Source organism: Streptomyces atratus (genome assembly GCF_040655115.1).
In the GTDB taxonomy this organism is placed as follows: Bacteria; Actinomycetota; Actinomycetes; order Streptomycetales; family Streptomycetaceae; genus Streptomyces; species Streptomyces atratus_D.
In genome coordinates this window covers 1-17,178 of sequence record NZ_JBFAJH010000072.1, presented here as the reverse complement: position 1 = coordinate 17,178, position 17,178 = coordinate 1, and the positions used below count along the sequence as shown (strand labels likewise).

The 17,178-nt window shown below is 70.7% G+C and carries 12 protein-coding genes and 5 pseudogenes; 7 read left to right on the top strand and 10 right to left on the bottom strand.

Annotated features, from left to right (window positions below; all coding sequences use genetic code 11):
- Positions 1-197 precede the first annotated feature (197 nt).
- Positions 198-1,412, bottom strand: coding sequence for a geranylgeranyl reductase family protein (locus AB0I23_RS37965; protein WP_359117058.1), 1,215 nt, complete (start codon positions 1,410-1,412; stop codon positions 198-200).
- Positions 1,413-1,596: 184 nt separating this feature from the next.
- Between AB0I23_RS37965 and AB0I23_RS37960 the strand changes: the two genes are divergently transcribed.
- Complete coding sequence (locus AB0I23_RS37960) at positions 1,597-2,961, top strand: dipeptidase (protein ID WP_359117055.1); 1,365 nt, start codon at positions 1,597-1,599, stop codon at positions 2,959-2,961.
- 335 nt (positions 2,962-3,296) lie between these two features.
- Entirely contained in the window at positions 3,297-4,007 is a 711-nt protein-coding gene (locus tag AB0I23_RS37955) for an MBL fold metallo-hydrolase (protein WP_359117053.1), read from the top strand.
- On the opposite strand, the gene AB0I23_RS37950 is transcribed toward AB0I23_RS37955, so the two are convergent.
- Positions 3,966-5,003 carry an NUDIX hydrolase gene (locus tag AB0I23_RS37950; protein ID WP_359117050.1) on the bottom strand — a complete coding sequence of 346 codons (1,038 nt, stop codon included), beginning with the start codon at positions 5,001-5,003 and terminating at the stop codon, positions 3,966-3,968. The genes AB0I23_RS37955 and AB0I23_RS37950 overlap by 42 nt on opposite strands.
- Before the next feature lie 195 nt (positions 5,004-5,198).
- On the opposite strand from AB0I23_RS37950, the gene AB0I23_RS37945 reads away from it, so the two are divergent.
- On the top strand, positions 5,199-5,378 hold the full coding sequence (locus AB0I23_RS37945) for a hypothetical protein (protein ID WP_359117047.1): 180 nt from the start codon (positions 5,199-5,201) through the stop codon (positions 5,376-5,378).
- Positions 5,379-5,553: 175 nt separating this feature from the next.
- Complete coding sequence (locus tag AB0I23_RS37940) at positions 5,554-5,778, top strand: hypothetical protein (RefSeq protein ID WP_037696060.1); 225 nt, start codon at positions 5,554-5,556, stop codon at positions 5,776-5,778.
- Between the two features lies 1 nt (position 5,779).
- On the opposite strand, the gene AB0I23_RS37935 is transcribed toward AB0I23_RS37940, so the two are convergent.
- From AB0I23_RS37935 to AB0I23_RS37915, 5 genes and pseudogenes are all read right to left on the bottom strand, one after another.
- Positions 5,780-6,046, bottom strand: coding sequence for a hypothetical protein (locus AB0I23_RS37935; RefSeq protein WP_359117045.1), 267 nt, complete (start codon positions 6,044-6,046; stop codon positions 5,780-5,782).
- Positions 6,047-6,626: 580 nt separating this feature from the next.
- A complete protein-coding gene (gene helR / locus AB0I23_RS37930) occupies positions 6,627-8,774 on the bottom strand; it encodes an RNA polymerase recycling motor ATPase HelR (RefSeq protein WP_359117042.1) in 2,148 nt (715 codons plus the stop codon).
- Positions 8,775-8,964: 190 nt separating this feature from the next.
- Positions 8,965-9,335 (bottom strand): annotated as a pseudogene (locus AB0I23_RS37925) (glycosyltransferase); the annotation flags it as partial.
- 695 nt (positions 9,336-10,030) lie between these two features.
- Positions 10,031-10,603 (bottom strand): RNA ligase 1 family protein, encoded by a 573-nt coding sequence (locus AB0I23_RS37920; RefSeq protein ID WP_359117039.1) that lies wholly within the window; start codon positions 10,601-10,603, stop codon positions 10,031-10,033.
- 472 nt (positions 10,604-11,075) lie between these two features.
- A pseudogene (locus AB0I23_RS37915) lies at positions 11,076-11,465 on the bottom strand (carbohydrate ABC transporter permease); the annotation flags it as partial.
- 16 nt (positions 11,466-11,481) lie between these two features.
- Here AB0I23_RS37915 and AB0I23_RS37910 point away from each other — a divergent pair.
- Positions 11,482-12,294, top strand: a pseudogene (locus tag AB0I23_RS37910) (NPCBM/NEW2 domain-containing protein); the annotation flags it as partial.
- A 319-nt stretch (positions 12,295-12,613) separates the two neighbouring features.
- Here the strand turns inward: AB0I23_RS37910 and AB0I23_RS37905 are convergent.
- Entirely contained in the window at positions 12,614-13,579 is a 966-nt protein-coding gene (locus AB0I23_RS37905) for an ROK family protein (RefSeq protein ID WP_359117037.1), read from the bottom strand.
- Between the two features lie 183 nt (positions 13,580-13,762).
- On the opposite strand from AB0I23_RS37905, the gene AB0I23_RS37900 reads away from it, so the two are divergent.
- Positions 13,763-14,791, top strand: coding sequence for a LacI family DNA-binding transcriptional regulator (locus tag AB0I23_RS37900; protein ID WP_359117034.1), 1,029 nt, complete (start codon positions 13,763-13,765; stop codon positions 14,789-14,791).
- Positions 14,792-14,806: 15 nt separating this feature from the next.
- Here AB0I23_RS37900 and AB0I23_RS37895 read toward each other — a convergent pair.
- Both AB0I23_RS37895 and AB0I23_RS37890 read right to left on the bottom strand, forming a co-directional pair.
- A pseudogene (locus AB0I23_RS37895) lies at positions 14,807-15,061 on the bottom strand (helix-turn-helix domain-containing protein); the annotation flags it as partial.
- A gap of 232 nt (positions 15,062-15,293) precedes the next feature.
- Positions 15,294-16,592 carry a DUF6986 family protein gene (locus AB0I23_RS37890; RefSeq protein ID WP_359117031.1) on the bottom strand — a complete coding sequence of 433 codons (1,299 nt, stop codon included), beginning with the start codon at positions 16,590-16,592 and terminating at the stop codon, positions 15,294-15,296.
- Positions 16,593-16,865: 273 nt separating this feature from the next.
- On the opposite strand from AB0I23_RS37890, the pseudogene AB0I23_RS37885 reads away from it, so the two are divergent.
- A pseudogene (locus tag AB0I23_RS37885) lies at positions 16,866-17,178 on the top strand (hypothetical protein); the annotation flags it as partial.

Sequence of the window (17,178 nt, the reverse complement as noted above, 5' to 3'; positions counted from 1 at the left end):
CCGGGCCTGCGGCAGGCCACCGGGAGTCGACGGGCTCGCCCACCACGGCCGCAGCACCCTCCGGACGGTGCGCATCAACCGTTGCCGTCGACGGCGGGGCCCAGGCCGCGCGCTACGACGTAACCGCCACCCACCGGCCCGGAGTCCGGCCCACCGGCGTCTTGATCCGGTCGGCAGGATGATCGTCGGGAAACGGCCTAACGGTCCATCGCCGACAGGGCCCGCTGCGCCAGCGGGTGGGTACGGACCAGTTCGGCCAGCGAGGTCGTCCCGCGGGTGATGCCGGCGAACGCCTTCCAGGCCGGCCGGAATCCGGTCAGCACGGCATGCAGAATTCCGGGGCGGCGCTCGAACAGCTTCAGCATGCGCCGACCGACGCCCATCTCGACGCCCAGCCCGGCCTTGATGGCAAAGGCGTAGTTGAGCGCCTGGCGACGGGCATCCACCGCGTCGTGCGATTCCGCGATCCGGACCGCCCACTCACCGGCGAGCCGCCCGGAACGCAGGGCGAACGAGATGCCTTCGCGGGTCCACGGCTCCAGCAGCCCCGCCGCGTCGCCGCAGACGAGCACCCGCCCGCGCGACAGCGGCGAGTCGTCGCTGCGGCAGCGGGTGAGATGACCGGAGGAGATCTTCGGCTCGAACCCGGCAAGACCGAGCCGGGCGATGAAGTCCTCCAGATACCGCTTGGTCCCCGCGCCGTCACCGCGCGCCGAAATCACACCGACCGTCAGGGTGTCGCCCTTCGGGAACACCCACCCGTAACTGCCGGGCATCGGACCCCAGTCGATCAGCACCCGTCCGGCCCAGTCCTCCGCGACGGTGGCCGGGACCGGGATCTCCGACTCCAGGCCCAGGTCCACCTGGTCGAGCTTCACCCCGACATGGGCCCCTATGCGTCCCGCGCTGCCGTCGGCGCCGACGACCGCGCGGGCCAGGACGGTCTCGCCGCCGGACAGTACCAGGGCGACCGTGCGCCGGTCCGGCACCGAGACGCCGTGCTGCTCGACCCGGGTCACCGACGCCCCGGTGCGGAGTTCGGCGCCCGCCTTCTGCGCCTCCTCGACCAGACCCGCGTCGAACTCGGGCCGGTTGATGAGCCCGAAGAGCATCCGCCTGGACCTGCGGGTCCGCGCCAGCCTGCCGTTGAGCGAGAACGTCACCGCGTGGATCCTGTCCTGCAAAGGCAGTTCGAATCCGGGCGGCAGCGCGTCACGGGAGTACCCGATGATGCCGCCGCCACAGGTCTTGTAGCGGGGCAGTTCCGCCTTCTCCAGCAGCAACACCCGCCGCCCGGCGACCGCCGCCGCATAGGCCGCGGAGGCTCCCGCCGGTCCGGCGCCGACTACGACGACATCCCACACGGACGACTCTTCAAGCTCACGTCCGGCGTCTGCGTTCTCGCTGCTCACGATGTGCTTCTGCTCCCGATCCCGACCAGTGGCCCAAGCTGCTCACGGCATCCTACGGCGCCTTGCGACCGGTCCCCGCTGTGGGAGGATCGACCGTGCGTTCGTCATACATGCAGCGCCGCACACACGGCGTTCACGCAGACGGATTCGTACACATAACGTCGCACCCACGAGGAGCGTGCCCATGACCGCCCATCCGATTTCCGAGACCATTGCCTCGCTGATGCCCCGTGCCAAGGCGGAGCTGACCGAGCTGGTGGCCTTCCAGTCGGTGGCGGATCCCGCGCAGTTCCCGAAGAGCGAGTGCGAGGCGGCCGCATCCTGGGTCGCCGACGCTCTGCGCACCGAGGACTTCCAGGACGTCGCCCTGCTCGACACTCCCGACGGCACCCAGTCGGTCTACGGTTTTCTGCCCGGCCCGGCCGGCGCCCCGACCGTACTGCTCTACGCGCACTACGACGTGCAGCCGCCGCTCGACGAGTCCGCCTGGCTCTCCCCGCCGTTCGAGCTGACGGAGCGCGACGGCCGCTGGTTCGGCCGCGGCGCGGCCGACTGCAAGGGCGGCTTCATCATGCATCTCCTCGCCCTGCGCGCGCTCAAGGCGAACGGCGGCATCCCGGTCTCCGTCAAGGTGATCGCCGAAGGTTCGGAGGAGCAGGGCACCGGTGGTCTGGAGCGGTACGCGGAGGCGCACCCCGAGCTGCTGACCGCCGACACCATCGTCATCGGCGACACCGGCAACTTCAGGGTCGGTCTGCCGACTGTCACCGCGACACTGCGCGGCATGACGATGCTGCGGGTCACGCTCGACACCCTCGAAGGGAACCTGCACTCCGGGCAGTTCGGCGGCGCGGCGCCCGACGCGCTGGCCGCAATGATCCAGCTGCTGGCGTCGCTGCGCGCCGAGGACGGCACCACGACCGTCGACGGGCTCACCACGGACGCCGTCTGGGACGGGCTGCAGTACCCGGAATCCGACTTCCGCAAGGACGCGAAGGTCCTCGACGGTGTGGAGCTGATCGGTACGGGCACGGTCGCCGACCGGATCTGGGCCCGGCCCGCCGTCACCGTCATCGGGATCGACTGCCCGCCGGTGGTCGGCGCGACGCCGTCGCTGCAGGCGAGCGCGCGGGCACAGATCAGCCTGCGGGTGCCGCCGGGCCAGGACGCGGCCGAGGCGACGAAGCTGCTGACCGCTCATCTGAAGGCGCACGCCCCGTGGGGGGCGAGGGTCTCGGTGGAGCAGGTCGGCCAGGGCCAGGCGTTCCGCGCGGACACCTCCAGCCCGGCGTACACGTCGATGGCGCAGGCGATGGAGGCCGCGTACCCCGGCGAGAAGATGCAGACGTCCGGAATGGGCGGCTCGATCCCGCTCTGCAACACCCTCGCCGCGCTCTACCCGGAGGCGGAGATCCTGCTGATCGGTCTGAGCGAGCCGGAGGCGCAGATCCACGCGGTGAACGAGAGCGTGTCGCCCGAGGAGCTGGAGCGGCTGTCGGTCGCCGAGGCACTGTTCCTGCAGAACTACGCGGAATCCAAGCGCGCCTGACGTCGCATCACCTGTTTCCGGGCGGACGCACTTCTCACACGCGGGGTGCGGCCGCCCGAGGGGTGGACGACCGTCCCCGGATCCGACTGTCCGCACCCGGTCCGCGGGTTTCGCCGCGCGGGGTTCCTGCCCGAGGGGGGCGCGGGCGTCCACCGACCCGTCCCCCGGCGCGCCCGCGCCACCTGCTGCGACGCACCCTCCGGTACGGACCCGGTCGGTGCGGATTCCGGCCCGCACGCACACGGCCCACACCTGCTCCGTGCTACGCGTTGAGCGAAGCTCGCCCAGAGCGTAGATCCATGCGGCGGACGGCCGCGTCTGCGTACCTTCAGGACATGGATCCCGTAGAGGTGCTCCCCCAGCTGCACATGTTCCGTTTCCCGATCGGCCAGGCGTATCTCTGGCGCGACGGCGCGGACCTGACCCTGATCGACGCAGGCGCCATCGATGCCGCGGCCGCCATCGAGGACGCTGTGCACGACCTGGGCCTGGACCCGGCCGGGATCAGCCGGATCGTCATCACCCACGGCCACCGCGACCACTACGGCGCCGCTCAGGAGCTCGCCGACCGGTACGGGGCCGAGATCCTGGCGCACCGGCTCGACGCCCCGGCGATCCGTGGCGAGGAGCGGATCCCCGACCCCGTACTGCTCGACTGGGAACGTCCGCTGTACGAGCATGCGCTGACCGTGCCCTCGGCCCCGCCGACCCGGGTCGACCATGAGCTGGCCGACGGCGACGAACTCCCCTTCGGCGGCGGGGCACGCGTGGTCCACTCCCCCGGGCACACACCGGGGTCCGTCGCCGTCCATCTGCCGCACCATGGTGTGCTGTTCACGGGCGACTGCGTGGCCGCGGTGGGCCAGGTGATGCTGGGCGTCTTCAACACGGACCGGGCCGAGGCACTGGTCTCGTTCCGGCGGCTGGCGGCCCTGGCCCCGTCCACGGTCTGTTTCGGGCACGGCGATCCCCTCACCGTCGACGCCGCCGCCGTACTGCGGGAGTCAGCCGACCGGGACTCCGGCCTCCAGGTTGAGCACGGTTGACCGCTCGCGGGCCCGCAGCGCCCAGCGGAGCCGTTCGTACCGGCGGGGCGGCAGCATCGTTGCGGCCTCCGTCTCGGTGACGAACCGCCAGCCGCGCAGTTCGGAGCCGGGCAGCAGCAGCCGTTCGGCGTCCTGGCAGTGCAGCAGCCCGCCGTCGAAGAGCAGCCGCAGCCCGCCGAACCCGGGCGGGTCCGGCGGCTCCCAGTCGACGACCAGCAGGCTCGGGATCCGGTCGAGCTGAATCCCTATCTCCTCGGCCACCTCCCGTATCCCGGCCTGTGCCGGTGCCTCGCCGGGCTCCACCACCCCGCCGGGGAACTCCCAGCCGGGTTTGTACGTGGGGTCGACGAGCAGGACCCGGTCGTTTTCGTCGAAGAGGAGCACCCCTGCGGCGATGGTCTCCGCGGTCGGCGCGGGCGTCTGCACGATCTCGCACACGCCGGCGGCCCCCGTGCGTACGGCGTCGGCGATGCGCCCGGCCGTCTCGTACGGGGTCAGCGCACTGGTGTCGATGGCGTGCGCGTCCGCGGTGATCCAGCCGAGCGCCGTCCGGTAGGGCTCGATGTGTTCGTACGCCCACTGCCGCACCCGCTCGCCGGTTTCCGGGTCGTCCGGTACGTCCTCACGTTCGGCGATCCGCTGCCGCAGGATCGTTTCCTCAGGTGAGAGCAGTACATGTCGCACGGGAATGCGCCTGGAGGCGAACCCTCCGAATATCTCGTCGCGGTACTCCTGTCGCAGCAGCGTCATCGGCACCACAAGCACCCCGGGCACCTCGGCGAGCAGAGCGGCAGCCGTGTCCACCACCAGTCGCCGCCAGATCGGCAGGTCCTGGTAGTCGGTCACCTCGGCGAGCCTTTTCTGGGGCAGCAGGTATCTCAGTCCCCCGCCGATCAGTTCGGGGTCGTAGAAGGTGCTGTTCGGGATCATATCGACCAGTTCGCGCGCGGCGCACGTCTTGCCCGCGCCGAACGCACCGTTGATCCAGACGATCACGGTTCCCCCCTCTTCCGTAGCCCCCTGTGGCTTGCCCGCAACACCCTGCCGCGAAAACCCTGCTGTGGCGATGTTGTTGCACGAAAGCAGGTACCGGACGCCCGTCGGCAGGCATCGGACCGTACAAGCCAGGCGTCCGGGCGGCCGTAACGGGGACGGCGGGGTGTCGTTGGAGCCGACGAGGCAAGGGGGTGCATGGTGCAGCGCACAGTGCTGGAGCGGTTTCCCGCGGGAGGTCCGCGAGGCAGCTGGCCCGCGGAGGAGTTCGCGGCCGCGCGCCGGGGCGAGGGTGTGGCGGCCGAGGTCGTGATGGACCTGGAGGAGGACGCGTTCCTGGTGGTCGTGCCGCAACAGGCGGCGGACCGGGGCCAGTGACGCCACCCCGCGCCCTCCACCACGGCCCACGGCCGGAATCCGGTCACGGTGTCAGAGCCTGCCGGTGACCTTGACGGGGGTGACCCGCACGACGACGCGCCGGCGGGTCCTCGTGCACCACGCATCCGGACCAGTCAGATGCGCGCCCACCGGCAGCACGCGCCACCCTGGAACCATGGCGACTCCACCGATCATCGTTCACGCGCCCACACCGTCCGGCGCAAGGCTCGTCACCGTCCACATCAACGGCCGTGACGAAAGGCTCGGGCTGGCGCACAGCGACCACGACATCATTGTGTTCCTCGCCGACGCCGGAATGGCAGACCCGGAGCGGGCCCTTGACACCCCCGCCCTGGTGGAATGGCAAGGCGCCGCAGCACACCAGTACGAGGCCACCTGACTCAGGGGGTGTCTCCCTGCCAATCCCACTTCAGCGGATCGTCTGCCCGCGGCCCGTACTCCGACCTGCCACCCGGCCCGTGCATGCCGATCTCAGTGACCAGTGCGGCCCCGTCGGCGAGTGCCACCTCCGACCGGCCCGTCACGTCGAGGAGCAGCCCGTCGAGCGGGCCGCCGACCAGCTCGCGGTATGCATGCCCGGGCTGCGGGCCCGGATCAGGATCGTCGTGGTCGGCGCCGTACACCCGACGTCGCATGATTTCGTCCATGCGTGCAGCATCGCAGCCGCCACTGACACTGCCCGCGCCTCATCGGCGGTGAAGTGCGGCCCCCTCTGCAGCGAGAGGGTGCCCACGCGGGCGCCGTGCTGCGGGGCCGGCACCTGCCCGTCCCGGGATCAGGCCGCCAGGCAGCGCGGTGCCGTACCGCCCGTACCCCAGGATACCGGTACCGCGCGAGGCGGACGGGACTCTCCGTGTGGTCTCACCGCCTCTTGGCGTCCGCAGATCTGCCCGCCCTGCCCCCTCCCCTCGCACGTCGATCCCCCACGTCACGCTGTCGACGTGGGGGATCGCTGCACCGTCCTCGGCGAAACACAGCAGGGAGTGCGAGACGGGACTCGCTGAACTGTGCGCCACCGTCGGCGCCCGGGTGGTGCAGCCTCCCGCGCAGTCGGCCGGAACCGGGGGGATCGCACGAGCCCCACCTACGCCAGGGGCTCCAGCCGATGAAGCCCAGGGGCATCGGGCGGATGACGAAGTTCCGCCTCATGACGCGCTGCACCGGTGGTGTGCCGGCGTCCAGGAACGCCACCGACTCGGCCGGGAGTGGGCGTTCGTCCGGCCGACGTCAGGAGCTCGTGAGGATGACGAGTTGCTGGGTCGCTCGGGTCATCGCGACATAACGGTCGACCGCTCCTTCGATGCCCTTGCCGAACGCCTCTGGGTCGATGAGGACGACCAGGTCGAACTCGAGCCCCTTCGACAGCTCCGGGGTCAGTGACCGGACGCGGGCCGTCGTCCGGAACGTGGGATCGCCGATGACGCAGGCGATCCCGTCGGCATGTGCGGCGAGCCAGGTGTCGAGGATCGAGCTCAGATCCGCAGCAGATCCGTGGACGACGGGGACGTCGCCACTGCGGACAGAGGTCGGCACGTTGGCGTCCGGGAGCACGGCCCGGATGACCGGCTCGGCTTCCGCCATGATTTCTTCCGGCGTCCGGTAGTTGATGCTCAGGGAGGCCAGGTTGATCCGGTCGAGCCCGATCCGCTCGAGCCGTTGCTGCCACGATTCCGTGAACCCGTGCCTGGCCTGGGCGCGATCCCCGACGATGGTGAAGCTCCGGGACGGACACCGGAGCAGCAACATCTGCCACTCCGCGTCGGTCAGTTCCTGAGCCTCGTCCACGACGATGTGCGCGAACGGGCCGGCGAGCAGGTCCGGTTCGGTGCCGGGCGGTGCGGTCTCGTCGACCAGGGTGTCCTGCATGTCCTGTCCGCGCAGCATCGTGACCACACCTTCACCGTCGTCAGCGGCCTCGAGCAGGGCGTCGACGACCTTGGCCATGTGCGCGCGTTCGGCGACGACGGAGGCGTTGTGCCGACGCTTACGTCGCGACGCCTCCGGGTCGCCGAGCCGCTGCCGTGCTGCGTCCAGGAGCGGCAGGTCGGACACCGTCCAGGCCTGGGCGTCCCCGCGCTGCAGCTGCGACACGTCATCGGGGCTGAGCCAGGGAGCGCACTTCCGCAGATAGGCGGGTACCGACCACAGGTCTCCGACGAGGTCGGCCGCTTCGAGCAGCGGCCACGCGCGGTCGAAGGTCGTGAGCAGCTCCCTGTTCTGCAGCAGCGACTTGCGGAGCTGGTCGTCCGAGGCGTCGCCGTCGTGCTTGTCCACCAGGATCGTGAGCAGCTCCTCCCAGATCTGGTCACGCGCCTCGTTGTGCGGAGTACCGGGTTCTGCTGCTTCGAACGCCATGGCCCAATCGTCGGCGCTCAGCCGGACGTCGGACCACTGAGTCGTGATCGTCATCCCCCTGGTGGGCGGCTCCTCGTAGAACCTGACGGCCGTCTCGATCGCCTTCACCAGGTTCGCGGACGACTTCAGGAGGGCCACGTTCGGGTCGGCCTCGATCGCTGCTGCGGCCCCCTCGGCGACGAGGTCGCGCAGGGTGCACGTCTGCACGCCCTCCTCTCCGAGGCTGGGGAGGACGTCGGCTACGTAGCCCAGGTAGGGCTGGTGCGGACCGACGAACAGCACCCCGCCCCGGCGGTGACCGAGGCGAGGGTCGGAGTGGAGGAGGTAGGCGGAGCGGTGCAGAGCGACGACGGTCTTCCCCGTACCCGGACCGCCGTCGACGACGAGAGCACCGCGGGATCCCGCGCGGATGATGGCGTCCTGGTCGGCCTGGATGGTGCCGAGCACGTCTCGCATCCGTGCCGACCGGTTGCTGCCCAGGCTGGCGATGAAGGCGGACTGGTCGTCGAGCGCGGCGTGCCCGGCAAACCCGTCCGAGGCGAACACCTCGTCCCAGTAGTCGCTGATCCGGCCGCGGGTCCAGCGATACCTGCGGCGGCTTGCCAGGCCCATCGGGTTGGCGTGGGTGGCTCCGAAGAACGGCTCAGCCGCGGGGGAGCGCCAGTCGAGCAGCAGCCGGCGACCCGCGCTGTCCGTAAGGCCGAGGCGTCCGACGTACACGGGCTCGGAGTTGTCCGCGCTGACCATGTGTCCGAGGCACAGGTCCAGACCGAAGCGACGCAGTGCGCGCAGGCGAGCGGTCAGCCGGTGGATCTCCAAGTCCCGGTCCATCGCCTGCCGGCCTTTGCCGCCGGGCGCCTTGCGCTCGGCATCGAGGCGGTCGGACAGATCGTTGATCGACTGCGCGAGGCACTCCGCGACGGCCGCGAAGTGCTGCTCATCGCCGGCGATCAGCGCCGGGTCGGACTTGGGGGAGAGGTGGTCGGGAAGGTCAAACGCGCTGGTGGTCAGGGCGTTCACGTCATGAGCTCCGATCTGAGGTCGGGTGCGACCATCGCGTGCAGCCAGGCGTCCGGACCGGCGCGACGAACCCGGTGGCCATGACGAGCAACGCTCCGCCTGATGTGGACCCCGTGGCCGTTGTCGGTTCAGGTCGCCAGGTTTTGCAGGTTCTCGTGTTCTGGGTCCTGGCTCGGTGATCGCGTGTGGTTCACGCGGACACGGGCGGCCTTACTCGGGTGATCGCGTCGAGCAGCAGTTCGCGGCCACCGTTGTCCCGTCGGCGCGGATCGTGCCGGCCACGGCGGTTGCTCGCGCGCTGGTCCCGGGGGTCGGGGTGGTCCTGAGCGCTGCCGGAAGGGACTCGGTGGTCGGAGTCGGACCGTCGTGTGCCGTGCCGATGCCCAGGCCGGCCACCCGACCGGCCCAGTACGGCTGGTCCACCCCCTGGGGTACCACGACCTGGGGCGCGCCGGCCCGGGCGGCCGTCGTCGTCGTGCCCGCGCCACCGTGGTGCACGACGGCGGCCACCCGACGGAACAGTGCCTGGTGGTTGACCTCGCCGACGGCGAAGCAGTCGTCCAGCGCGCGCACCGACTGGCCGACAGGCACCAGCGGCACGCCGACACCGGCCGGCCGCTCCGCGAACTCCTCGTCCGGTGGCGTGCACACCTCCACGCCGAAGTCCCGCAACCGCACCGCACGTCCCACCAGCGGTTCGACGCCCCCACGCGAGTCGTACCCCGCCAACAACACACGCATTTTCGCGTCTCACATTTCCGCAGATTCTGGCTTCGGCCGTTGATTCTGCGGCACGACCCGGGTCTTGCCGCAAGCCCCCCTGTGCGCTATAAGTTGAGAGTGGAAAGGAGTGGGTACTCCCCTTTCCCTTGATCGTCCGCTGCGGGCGCACCCCTCCCCGCGAAGCGGCGGCGCGCCGCGCACCAGCCGTCCGACGCTGTTCGGCGACCTCCCAGCGAGGCGTCAGCAACCGGTGCCTCTCATGACCCTCGCGCCGTCGGTGCGGCTTCGCCGCATACGGATTCAGCGGTCCGTCCACATCCACCGACAACACTGGGCGCACCAGCTCACCCCCTGGTCCTGCCTCGCGAGGCACCGGTTGACGACGAGACCGCCGAGCGAAAATCCGGCAGGCAGCGATACACGTGGAGTGACACGACAGCGCCCCCGCGCCGGTTGATCCGGGCGGGGGCGTGTGCGTCGATATCCGACGGACGTTCAGCGAGGGGCGGAGTGAGCCGCGTCGACTCCGGCCGTCACGACGGCTTTGGGGCGAAGTCGCGCGCCTTGATCTTTGCCATCCTTCCGTCGGGATGGTGCCAGACGATTCCCTCGCACCGCTCTGATGCCGCCAGTGCCAGCACGGTGCTGCGGATACCCTCGAACGTCAGCTCCGGCACGACGACGTTCTGCGCATCGGCGTGCTCGACGAGGAGGTGGACTTTGCTGTGCTCCGGGTTTCCGTTGATCTTCGGGCCGATCAGTTCGTACGTCCCAGTGATCCCGTCGCTGGGTCCGTGGTTCTGAACCGCTTCTGCGTGGAACTTCGCGAATGACGACTGATCGATCGGCTCCCAGCCGACGGTCTTGGCGGTTTCCTCGTCGGTGGAGATCACCACATAGTTCGGCGGCGGCGTCTTGCCGGGCTTCACCTCGCGTCGCGCCCACCACTTGCCGGCCTCGTCGAGCATCACGCATGTGCCGTCGTACTTGCGGGTTGCCTGCCCTTCCCCGGCGAGCACCCAATCACAGCCGGGCGTCACCTCGGGCAGGACGTGCGCGGGACGATTGTCGAAGTCGCGGACGAACATGGTGGGAATCTTCTTCATGCCGGAAGTCTTCCGGTCGGCTTGCCGGATTGCATGGGAATTTCACTCACACGGCGATCCGTCCCTCCGCGAGGGGCAGTTGACATGCCTCGGCGCTCCCGACTCATCGGTCCGCCGCCGCGAGACCGGAGCACCGAGGCCGTACGACCTCCCTCACGACAGGTCTGTTGGACACGTCGTGGGCGACATGACTGCCCGCCTGTTCGACGTTGTCGACCTCCGGGCGAAACTCGCCAGGTCCCGTGCTTCGTCCTGCTGCCGCGCATCCTCGCTGCAGGCGACCGTGAGGGGTCCGTCGCCGCGCTGGACTTGACCGGCGTTATCCCGTGCCAACTGCCGTCCGAGCAGCCACACACGACAACGCCCCCGACCACCGTGGTGGGACCGCTGTGCATGCACTGGCTACGGCTGCGCAGCAGGCTGATCGCTGTGTGTCCTTACGTGTCGTCGCGCATGTTTACCCAGGTCGGACCTATCCCTTGCTCGACCCCAGTGTGAGCCCCGCGATGAAGTGCCGCTGCAGCAGCAGGAAGACCACAAGCGTCGGCAGAGCGACGATCACCGAGCCCGCGGCGAGAAGGTTGTAGTCCGTGAAGAACTGCCCGCGCAGATTGTTGAGGGCGGAGGTGATGGGCAGCTTGTCGCCGTCGGAGACGAAGACCAGGGCCCAGAGGAAGTCGTTGTACATCCAGGTGAATTGAAGTGTGCCGAGGGCAGCGAGGGCCGGGCGGCACAGCGGCAGTGTGATCCGCCAGTACTGCGTCCAGACGCCCGCGCCGTCGACGACGGCGGCTTCCAGGATCTCCTGCGGCAGGGTCCGCATGAAATTGGCGAGGACGAAGACGCAGAAGCCGATCTTGTACGTCGTGTGCTGCCACAGGTCCGCCGCCGACAGCAAGTGGGCAGCGTACCCGCCGGCCGTGGAACTCGGTCTGACCGGCAGCCCGTTGGTTGAGGCCGACCGCAGCGCACCGCTGACGACGACGTTCACGGATCTGGGCCGTACGCCTGCCAAGAGCGTCTCCGCGACGCTCACCGGCCCGTCGGGATGACAGATCGAGGCGCTGTCGCCGACCGGCACCGACGTCGTGCCCACCGGCCGTGCGCTGACCACACACTGGCAGGTGACGCCTCCTGCGGGCACGGCCACCGGTACGTACGATCTGAAGCTCAGCGCCCAGTACCGGTCATCGACCGGGACGCGCGTGCGTTCCTCGGTGCCGTTCCAGGCGCATGTGGTGGTGGCGCCCCCGGCGGGCAGCAGTTATCTGAGCGATCTGCCGCAACTCTCCGCGTCCAACGGCTGGGGTCCGGTCGAGAAGGACACCAGCAACGGTGAGAGCAAGGCGGGCGATGGCAATCCCCTGACCATCGGCGGCACCGTCCTCGCCAAGGGACTCGGGGTACACGCGGACAGCGCCGTCGAGTTCTACGCGGGCGACGCGTGCAGCGCCGTGACCGCCCAGGTCGGAGTCGACGACGAGAAGGGCGCCAAGGGCACGGTGGCGTTCGAGATCTGGGCGGACGGCGTGAAGGTGGCGTCCACCGGGGTCCTGACCAACGCGACGGCCGCACAGCCGATCACCGCGGATGTGAGCGGCGCGCAGGTGGTACGTCTGGTGGTCACCGACGGCGGTGACGGGATCGACTCCGACCACGCCGACTGGGCGGACCTGCGGATCGGGTGCTGAGTCCGGCACCGGGTCCGGTATGGGGTGCCAGGTCCGGTACGGCTGCCCCGCATGGTATGAGCGCCACGTCCGGCACGCCTGCCCGGCCGGCACCCGGTCCGGAACAGGGCTGAGTCCGGCATGGGTGCCAGGTCCCGTACGAGTGCCCGCCCGGTCCGGGGCCGGGCGGGCACGGAGTACGAGGAGTCGCTTTTGGCACAGTTCCGGTCATGGGCACGGCCATCGGGCGGGCTCGACTGCCGGACATCGCTCGGCTGCCGGACGGGACAGGTCGGCGGACACTGGTCGGAGGCGGACCCGCTCCGCGACCGAACCCGGTTCAGCCGCTCAGTACAGCCGCGGCCGTCGCCCCGCCCGGCCTGACAGCCGAGGCGGCGGCCGCGGCGCCCACCAGGCCCGCGTCCGTACCCATCACCGCGGGTGCCACCGTGAGCTGTTGGACGAACGAGAGGGTGGCGTAGCTGCGCAGGGCGCGGCGCAGCGGGGCGAAGAGGACCTCGCCCGCACCGGCCACTCCCCCGCCGATCACGGCGATGTCGATCTCGACCAGTGTGGCGGTGGCGGCGATTCCGGCGGCCAGCGCCTGCGCGGCGCGCTCGAACGAGGCGACCGCCACCGGATGTCCGGCCCGCGCGGCGGCGGCCACAGCGGCGGCCGTGGCATCGCCGTCGGGGCCGGGGTGCCAGCCGCCCTGCAGGGCGCGGCGGGCGATGTTCGGCCCGCTGGCGATCCGTTCCACACAGCCGCGCGAGCCGCACGGACACGGGTCCCCGTCCAGGTCCACGCTGATGTGACCGATGTGACCGGCGTTGCCGGTGGGACCGGGGTGCAGCTTGCCGCCGAGGACCAGACCGCCGCCGACCCCTGTCGACACGACCAGGCACAGCGCGTTGTCGTAACCGCGGGCCGCACCGAGCCAGTGCTCGGCCGCGGTCATCGCGACCCCGTCACCGACCAGCTCCACGGGAAGCCCCCCGGCGGCCCTCCGTACCCGGTCCACCAGCGGGAAGTCACGCCAGCCGGGAACGTTGACCGGGCTGACCGTCCCCGCCGAGGCATCCACCGGACCTGCGCTGCCGATACCGACGGCGGTCGCCCTTCCCCACAGCGGCGAGGCCGTCAGCTCGGCCAGCGCGTCCGTCACCGCGCCCATCACCGTCTCGCCGCTCTCCTGGGCGGGCGTCGGCCGCTGCGCCCGCGCGAGGAGCGTGCCGCTGCCGTCCACCAGAGCGCCGGCGATCTTGGTGCCGCCGATGTCGAGCGCGGCGACGAGGTCGGTATGCATCGGTGTGGGCTCCGGATGAGTGAGGGGGCGGGGACCTGCAGCTTCAGTAAATAGTCTGCATAGTCTCTATTCAGTTGACAACGTTGTCCAGGGCCTATGCTCGACGGCACAGCCTCCGGCACCTCCGCAGCACCCGTCTGCGACCGGCCGGACAGCCCGCACCCGACGACAGGACAGCGCATCGTGGCAGAGACCGCCCGTCACTCCGAGCCCCGCTACGGCAACCGGCCGACCATGAAGGATGTGGCCGCCCGGGCGGGAGTAGGACTCAAGACGGTCTCCCGCGTGGTCAACAGCGAGCCGGGGGTCACAGCGGACACCGAGCGCCGGGTCCAGGAGGCGATCGATGCACTCGGCTTCCGCCGCAACGACAGCGCGCGGGTGCTCCGCAAGGGCCGTACCGCCTCCATCGGCCTGGTCCTGGAGGATCTCGCCGACCCGTTCTACGGGCCGCTGAGCCGCGCCGTCGAGGAGGTCGCCCGCGCGCACGGTGCCCTGCTCATCAACGGATCGAGCGCCGAGGACCCGGAGCGCGAGCAGGAGCTCGTGCTCGCGCTGTGCGCCCGCCGGGTGGACGGGCTGATCGTGATTCCGGCCGGCGACGACCACCGCTACCTGGAGCCGGAGATGAAGGCGGGGATCGCCACCGTCTTCGTGGACCGCCCGGCGGGCCGGATCGACGCCGACATCGTCCTTTCCGACAGCTTCGGCGGCGCCCGGCAGGGTGTCGCCCATCTGATCGCGCACGGACACCGCAGGATCGGCTTCATCGGTGACCAACCGCGTATCCACACGGCCACCGAGCGTCTGCGTGGGTATCACGCCGCCATGACGGACGCCGGGATCACCGTCGAGGACTCCTGGGTCTCTCTCGGCTCCACCGACCCGGCGCGGGTCAGGGCGGCCGCCGAGGCGATGCTCTCGGGCCCCGAACCGGTCACCGCGCTCTTCGCGGGCAACAACCGGGTGACGGTGACCGCGGTGCGCGTGCTGGCGGAGCGGGAGCGGCCGGTCGCCCTGGTCGGGTTCGACGACATCGAACTGGCTGACCTGCTGGGCATCACGGTCATCTCCCAGGACGCCGCGGCCGTGGGCCGGACGGCGGCCGAGCACCTCTTCCGCCGGCTGGACGGCGCGGACGACGCCCCGGCACGGGTGGAACTGCCGACGTCCCTCATCGCCCGCGGCTCGGGCGAACTGCCGCCTGCCTGACCCGGAGCGGCCCGGTCAGCTTCCGGCGGGCGTCAGCAGGGCGTCCGCCACGGAGGTGCGTGCGTAGAGGACCGAGCGTCCGGCCCGGCGGGCGGTCACCAGGCCCGCGTCGCGCAGGGCCGTGAGGTGCTGGGAGACGCCGGCCGCGGACAGTCCGGAACGCCGGGCGAGCGCGGTGGTCGACGCGGGGGTGTCGAAGTCGGTCAGAAGCAGGGTGCGGGAGCGGCCCAGCACAGCGGCGACCGCGGCAGGCCTTCGCCCCCGCCGCGGCCCGCGAGGCCGTTGCCGCGCTGGACGCCCGGGTCCTGGTCCTCGCGGGCGAGCTGGACAGCGGTCCGCTTCCTCGCGTCGCGGCCACCGTCGCAGGCTTGTTCCCCAGGGCCGAACTGACCGTCCAGCCGGGCGCAGGCCACTTCCCCTGGCTCGACGATCCCCCCCCGCTTCAGCGGGACCGTCGAGACCTTCCTGCGGGGCTGAGACGGTACGGGCCGGGGCCCGTGACCTACGGTGCCGTCACCGTCAGTCCCCCGCGCCGAGGCGAGGCGAACGCGTCGAGGTCCGCCCGCGCCAGCCCCGTCAGGCGCGCGACCTCGGTGGTGTCGAGTGCGCCGCAGTCGATGCCGCGCAGCAGGTATCCGCTGAGGGCCTTGGCGGTGGCGGGCTCGTCCATGACGTCGCCGCCGGCCTTGGCGACGTACGCGGCGAGGCGGGCGGCGGCCTGTTCCAGGCCCTCGCGATAGAAGGTGTAGACGGCCGCGTAACGGGTCGGCAGGTGGCCCGGGTGCATGTCCCAGCCCTGGTAGTAGGCGCGGGCCAGCGCACGGCGGGTGAGCCCGAAGTGGAGCCGCCACGCCTCGTGGACCTGGTGGGTGGGGCCGACCGGGAGGACGTTGGTCGAACCGTCGGAGACACGTACCCCGGTGCCCGCGGCGGCCACCTGCATGACGGCCTTGGCGTGGTCGGCGGCCGGGTGGTCACTGGCCTGGTACGCGGGGCTGACGCCGACGCAGGCGCTGTAGTCGAAGGTGCCGTAGTGCAGGCCGGTCGCGCGGCCCCCGGCGGCGTCGATCATGCGAGCCACGGCGGCGGTGCCGTCGGCGGCGAGGATGGACTGGCTGGTCTCGATCTGGATCTCGAAGCCGAGCCGGCCCGACGGCAGGCCGTGGGCCTGCTCGAAGGCGTCGAGGAGCCGGACGAAGGCGGTGACCTGTTCGGGGTACGTCACCTTGGGAAGGGTGAGCACCAGGCCCTCGGGAAGCCCGCCCGCCTGCATCAGACCGGTGAGGAAGATGTCCGTGGTGCGGATGCCCCGGTCGCGTACGGCGGCCTCCATGCACTTCATCCGGATGCCCATGTACGGGGCCGCCGTGCCGTTCTGGTACGCCTCCGAGACCAGCCGCGCGGCGCGGGCGGCGGCCTCGTCCTCCTCGGCGTCGGGGCGGGGGCCGTAGCCGTCCTCGAAGTCGATGCGCAGGTCTTCGACGGGCTCGCGCTCCAGCTTGGCGCGGACGCGGTCGTGAACGGGCACGGCGAGCTCCTCCGGGATGCCGAGGACAGCGGCGAACGAGGCCGCGTCGGGGGCATGCTCGTCGAGGGCGCGGAGCGCCTGATCGCCCCAGGAGCGGATGGTCTCTGCGGCAAAGGTGTCGCCGGGGACGTAGACCGTGTGGACGGGCTGACGGGTGCCGGGGTCTCCCGGGTAGCGGCGGGCGAGTTCGGCGTCCACCGCGGTGAGGGAGGCGCTGATCTCCTCGCTGACCGCACCGGCGAGGCTCGTTGCCACCTTCTCCTGCTGACCCATGTCCACACCCTCCACAGTGCCACTGTTTCCGCTTCTCGGAATCAACAATCCGTATAGTGAAGTTATAAGGCCACCGGACCTGCGTCAATGGTGATCAGAAACGACCCGGGGCCGCGCGGTGAGAACACCACGCGGCCCCGGACCATCGAGAAGGGGTTGCGAGCTGCGGTCGGTTTACTGAGCCGAGGTGAGTGGTGGCGTGCGGGAGTGATTCCTGGCGGTGCATTCGCGGGGGGCGGGAACGGGGGTTCTGGGGCCGAATGGGTGACCTTGGTGGCTGCTGCTCGTTGGGTCGGGTGGCAGGTGTCCGGCCTGGGCGGGGGCGATGTGGTGGGTGGTCTGCGGAAGTTGGCCGTGCCCTTCGTGGTGCCCGGGTCTTGCGGGGTGGCGATCCGTGACCGGTTCAAGCACCTCACCCCCCACGACGAGATGGTGCTGCGCGCGGTCGGCGAGCACCAGGGTGCGCTGGCTTCCGGTGATCTCAGGGCTCACTGTGCGGATGGTCTGGAGCACAGCACGGACGCGTGGGCGGCGCGTAAGCGGGAGCTGACGGCACGGTCGTCGTCGCGGATCGCGGGTGCGATCA

Coding starts and splice junctions, on each gene's coding strand:
- AB0I23_RS37920 (WP_359117039.1), bottom strand. CDS start 10,603: ATGAAGAAGATTCCCACCATGTTCGTCCGCGACTTCGACAATCGTCCC.
- AB0I23_RS37960 (WP_359117055.1), top strand. CDS start 1,597: ATGACCGCCCATCCGATTTCCGAGACCATTGCCTCGCTGATGCCCCGT.
- AB0I23_RS37890 (WP_359117031.1), bottom strand. CDS start 16,592: ATGGGTCAGCAGGAGAAGGTGGCAACGAGCCTCGCCGGTGCGGTCAGC.
- AB0I23_RS37940 (WP_037696060.1), top strand. CDS start 5,554: ATGGCGACTCCACCGATCATCGTTCACGCGCCCACACCGTCCGGCGCA.
- AB0I23_RS37935 (WP_359117045.1), bottom strand. CDS start 6,046: ATGGACGAAATCATGCGACGTCGGGTGTACGGCGCCGACCACGACGAT.
- AB0I23_RS37945 (WP_359117047.1), top strand. CDS start 5,199: ATGGTGCAGCGCACAGTGCTGGAGCGGTTTCCCGCGGGAGGTCCGCGA.
- AB0I23_RS37905 (WP_359117037.1), bottom strand. CDS start 13,579: ATGCATACCGACCTCGTCGCCGCGCTCGACATCGGCGGCACCAAGATC.
- AB0I23_RS37955 (WP_359117053.1), top strand. CDS start 3,297: ATGGATCCCGTAGAGGTGCTCCCCCAGCTGCACATGTTCCGTTTCCCG.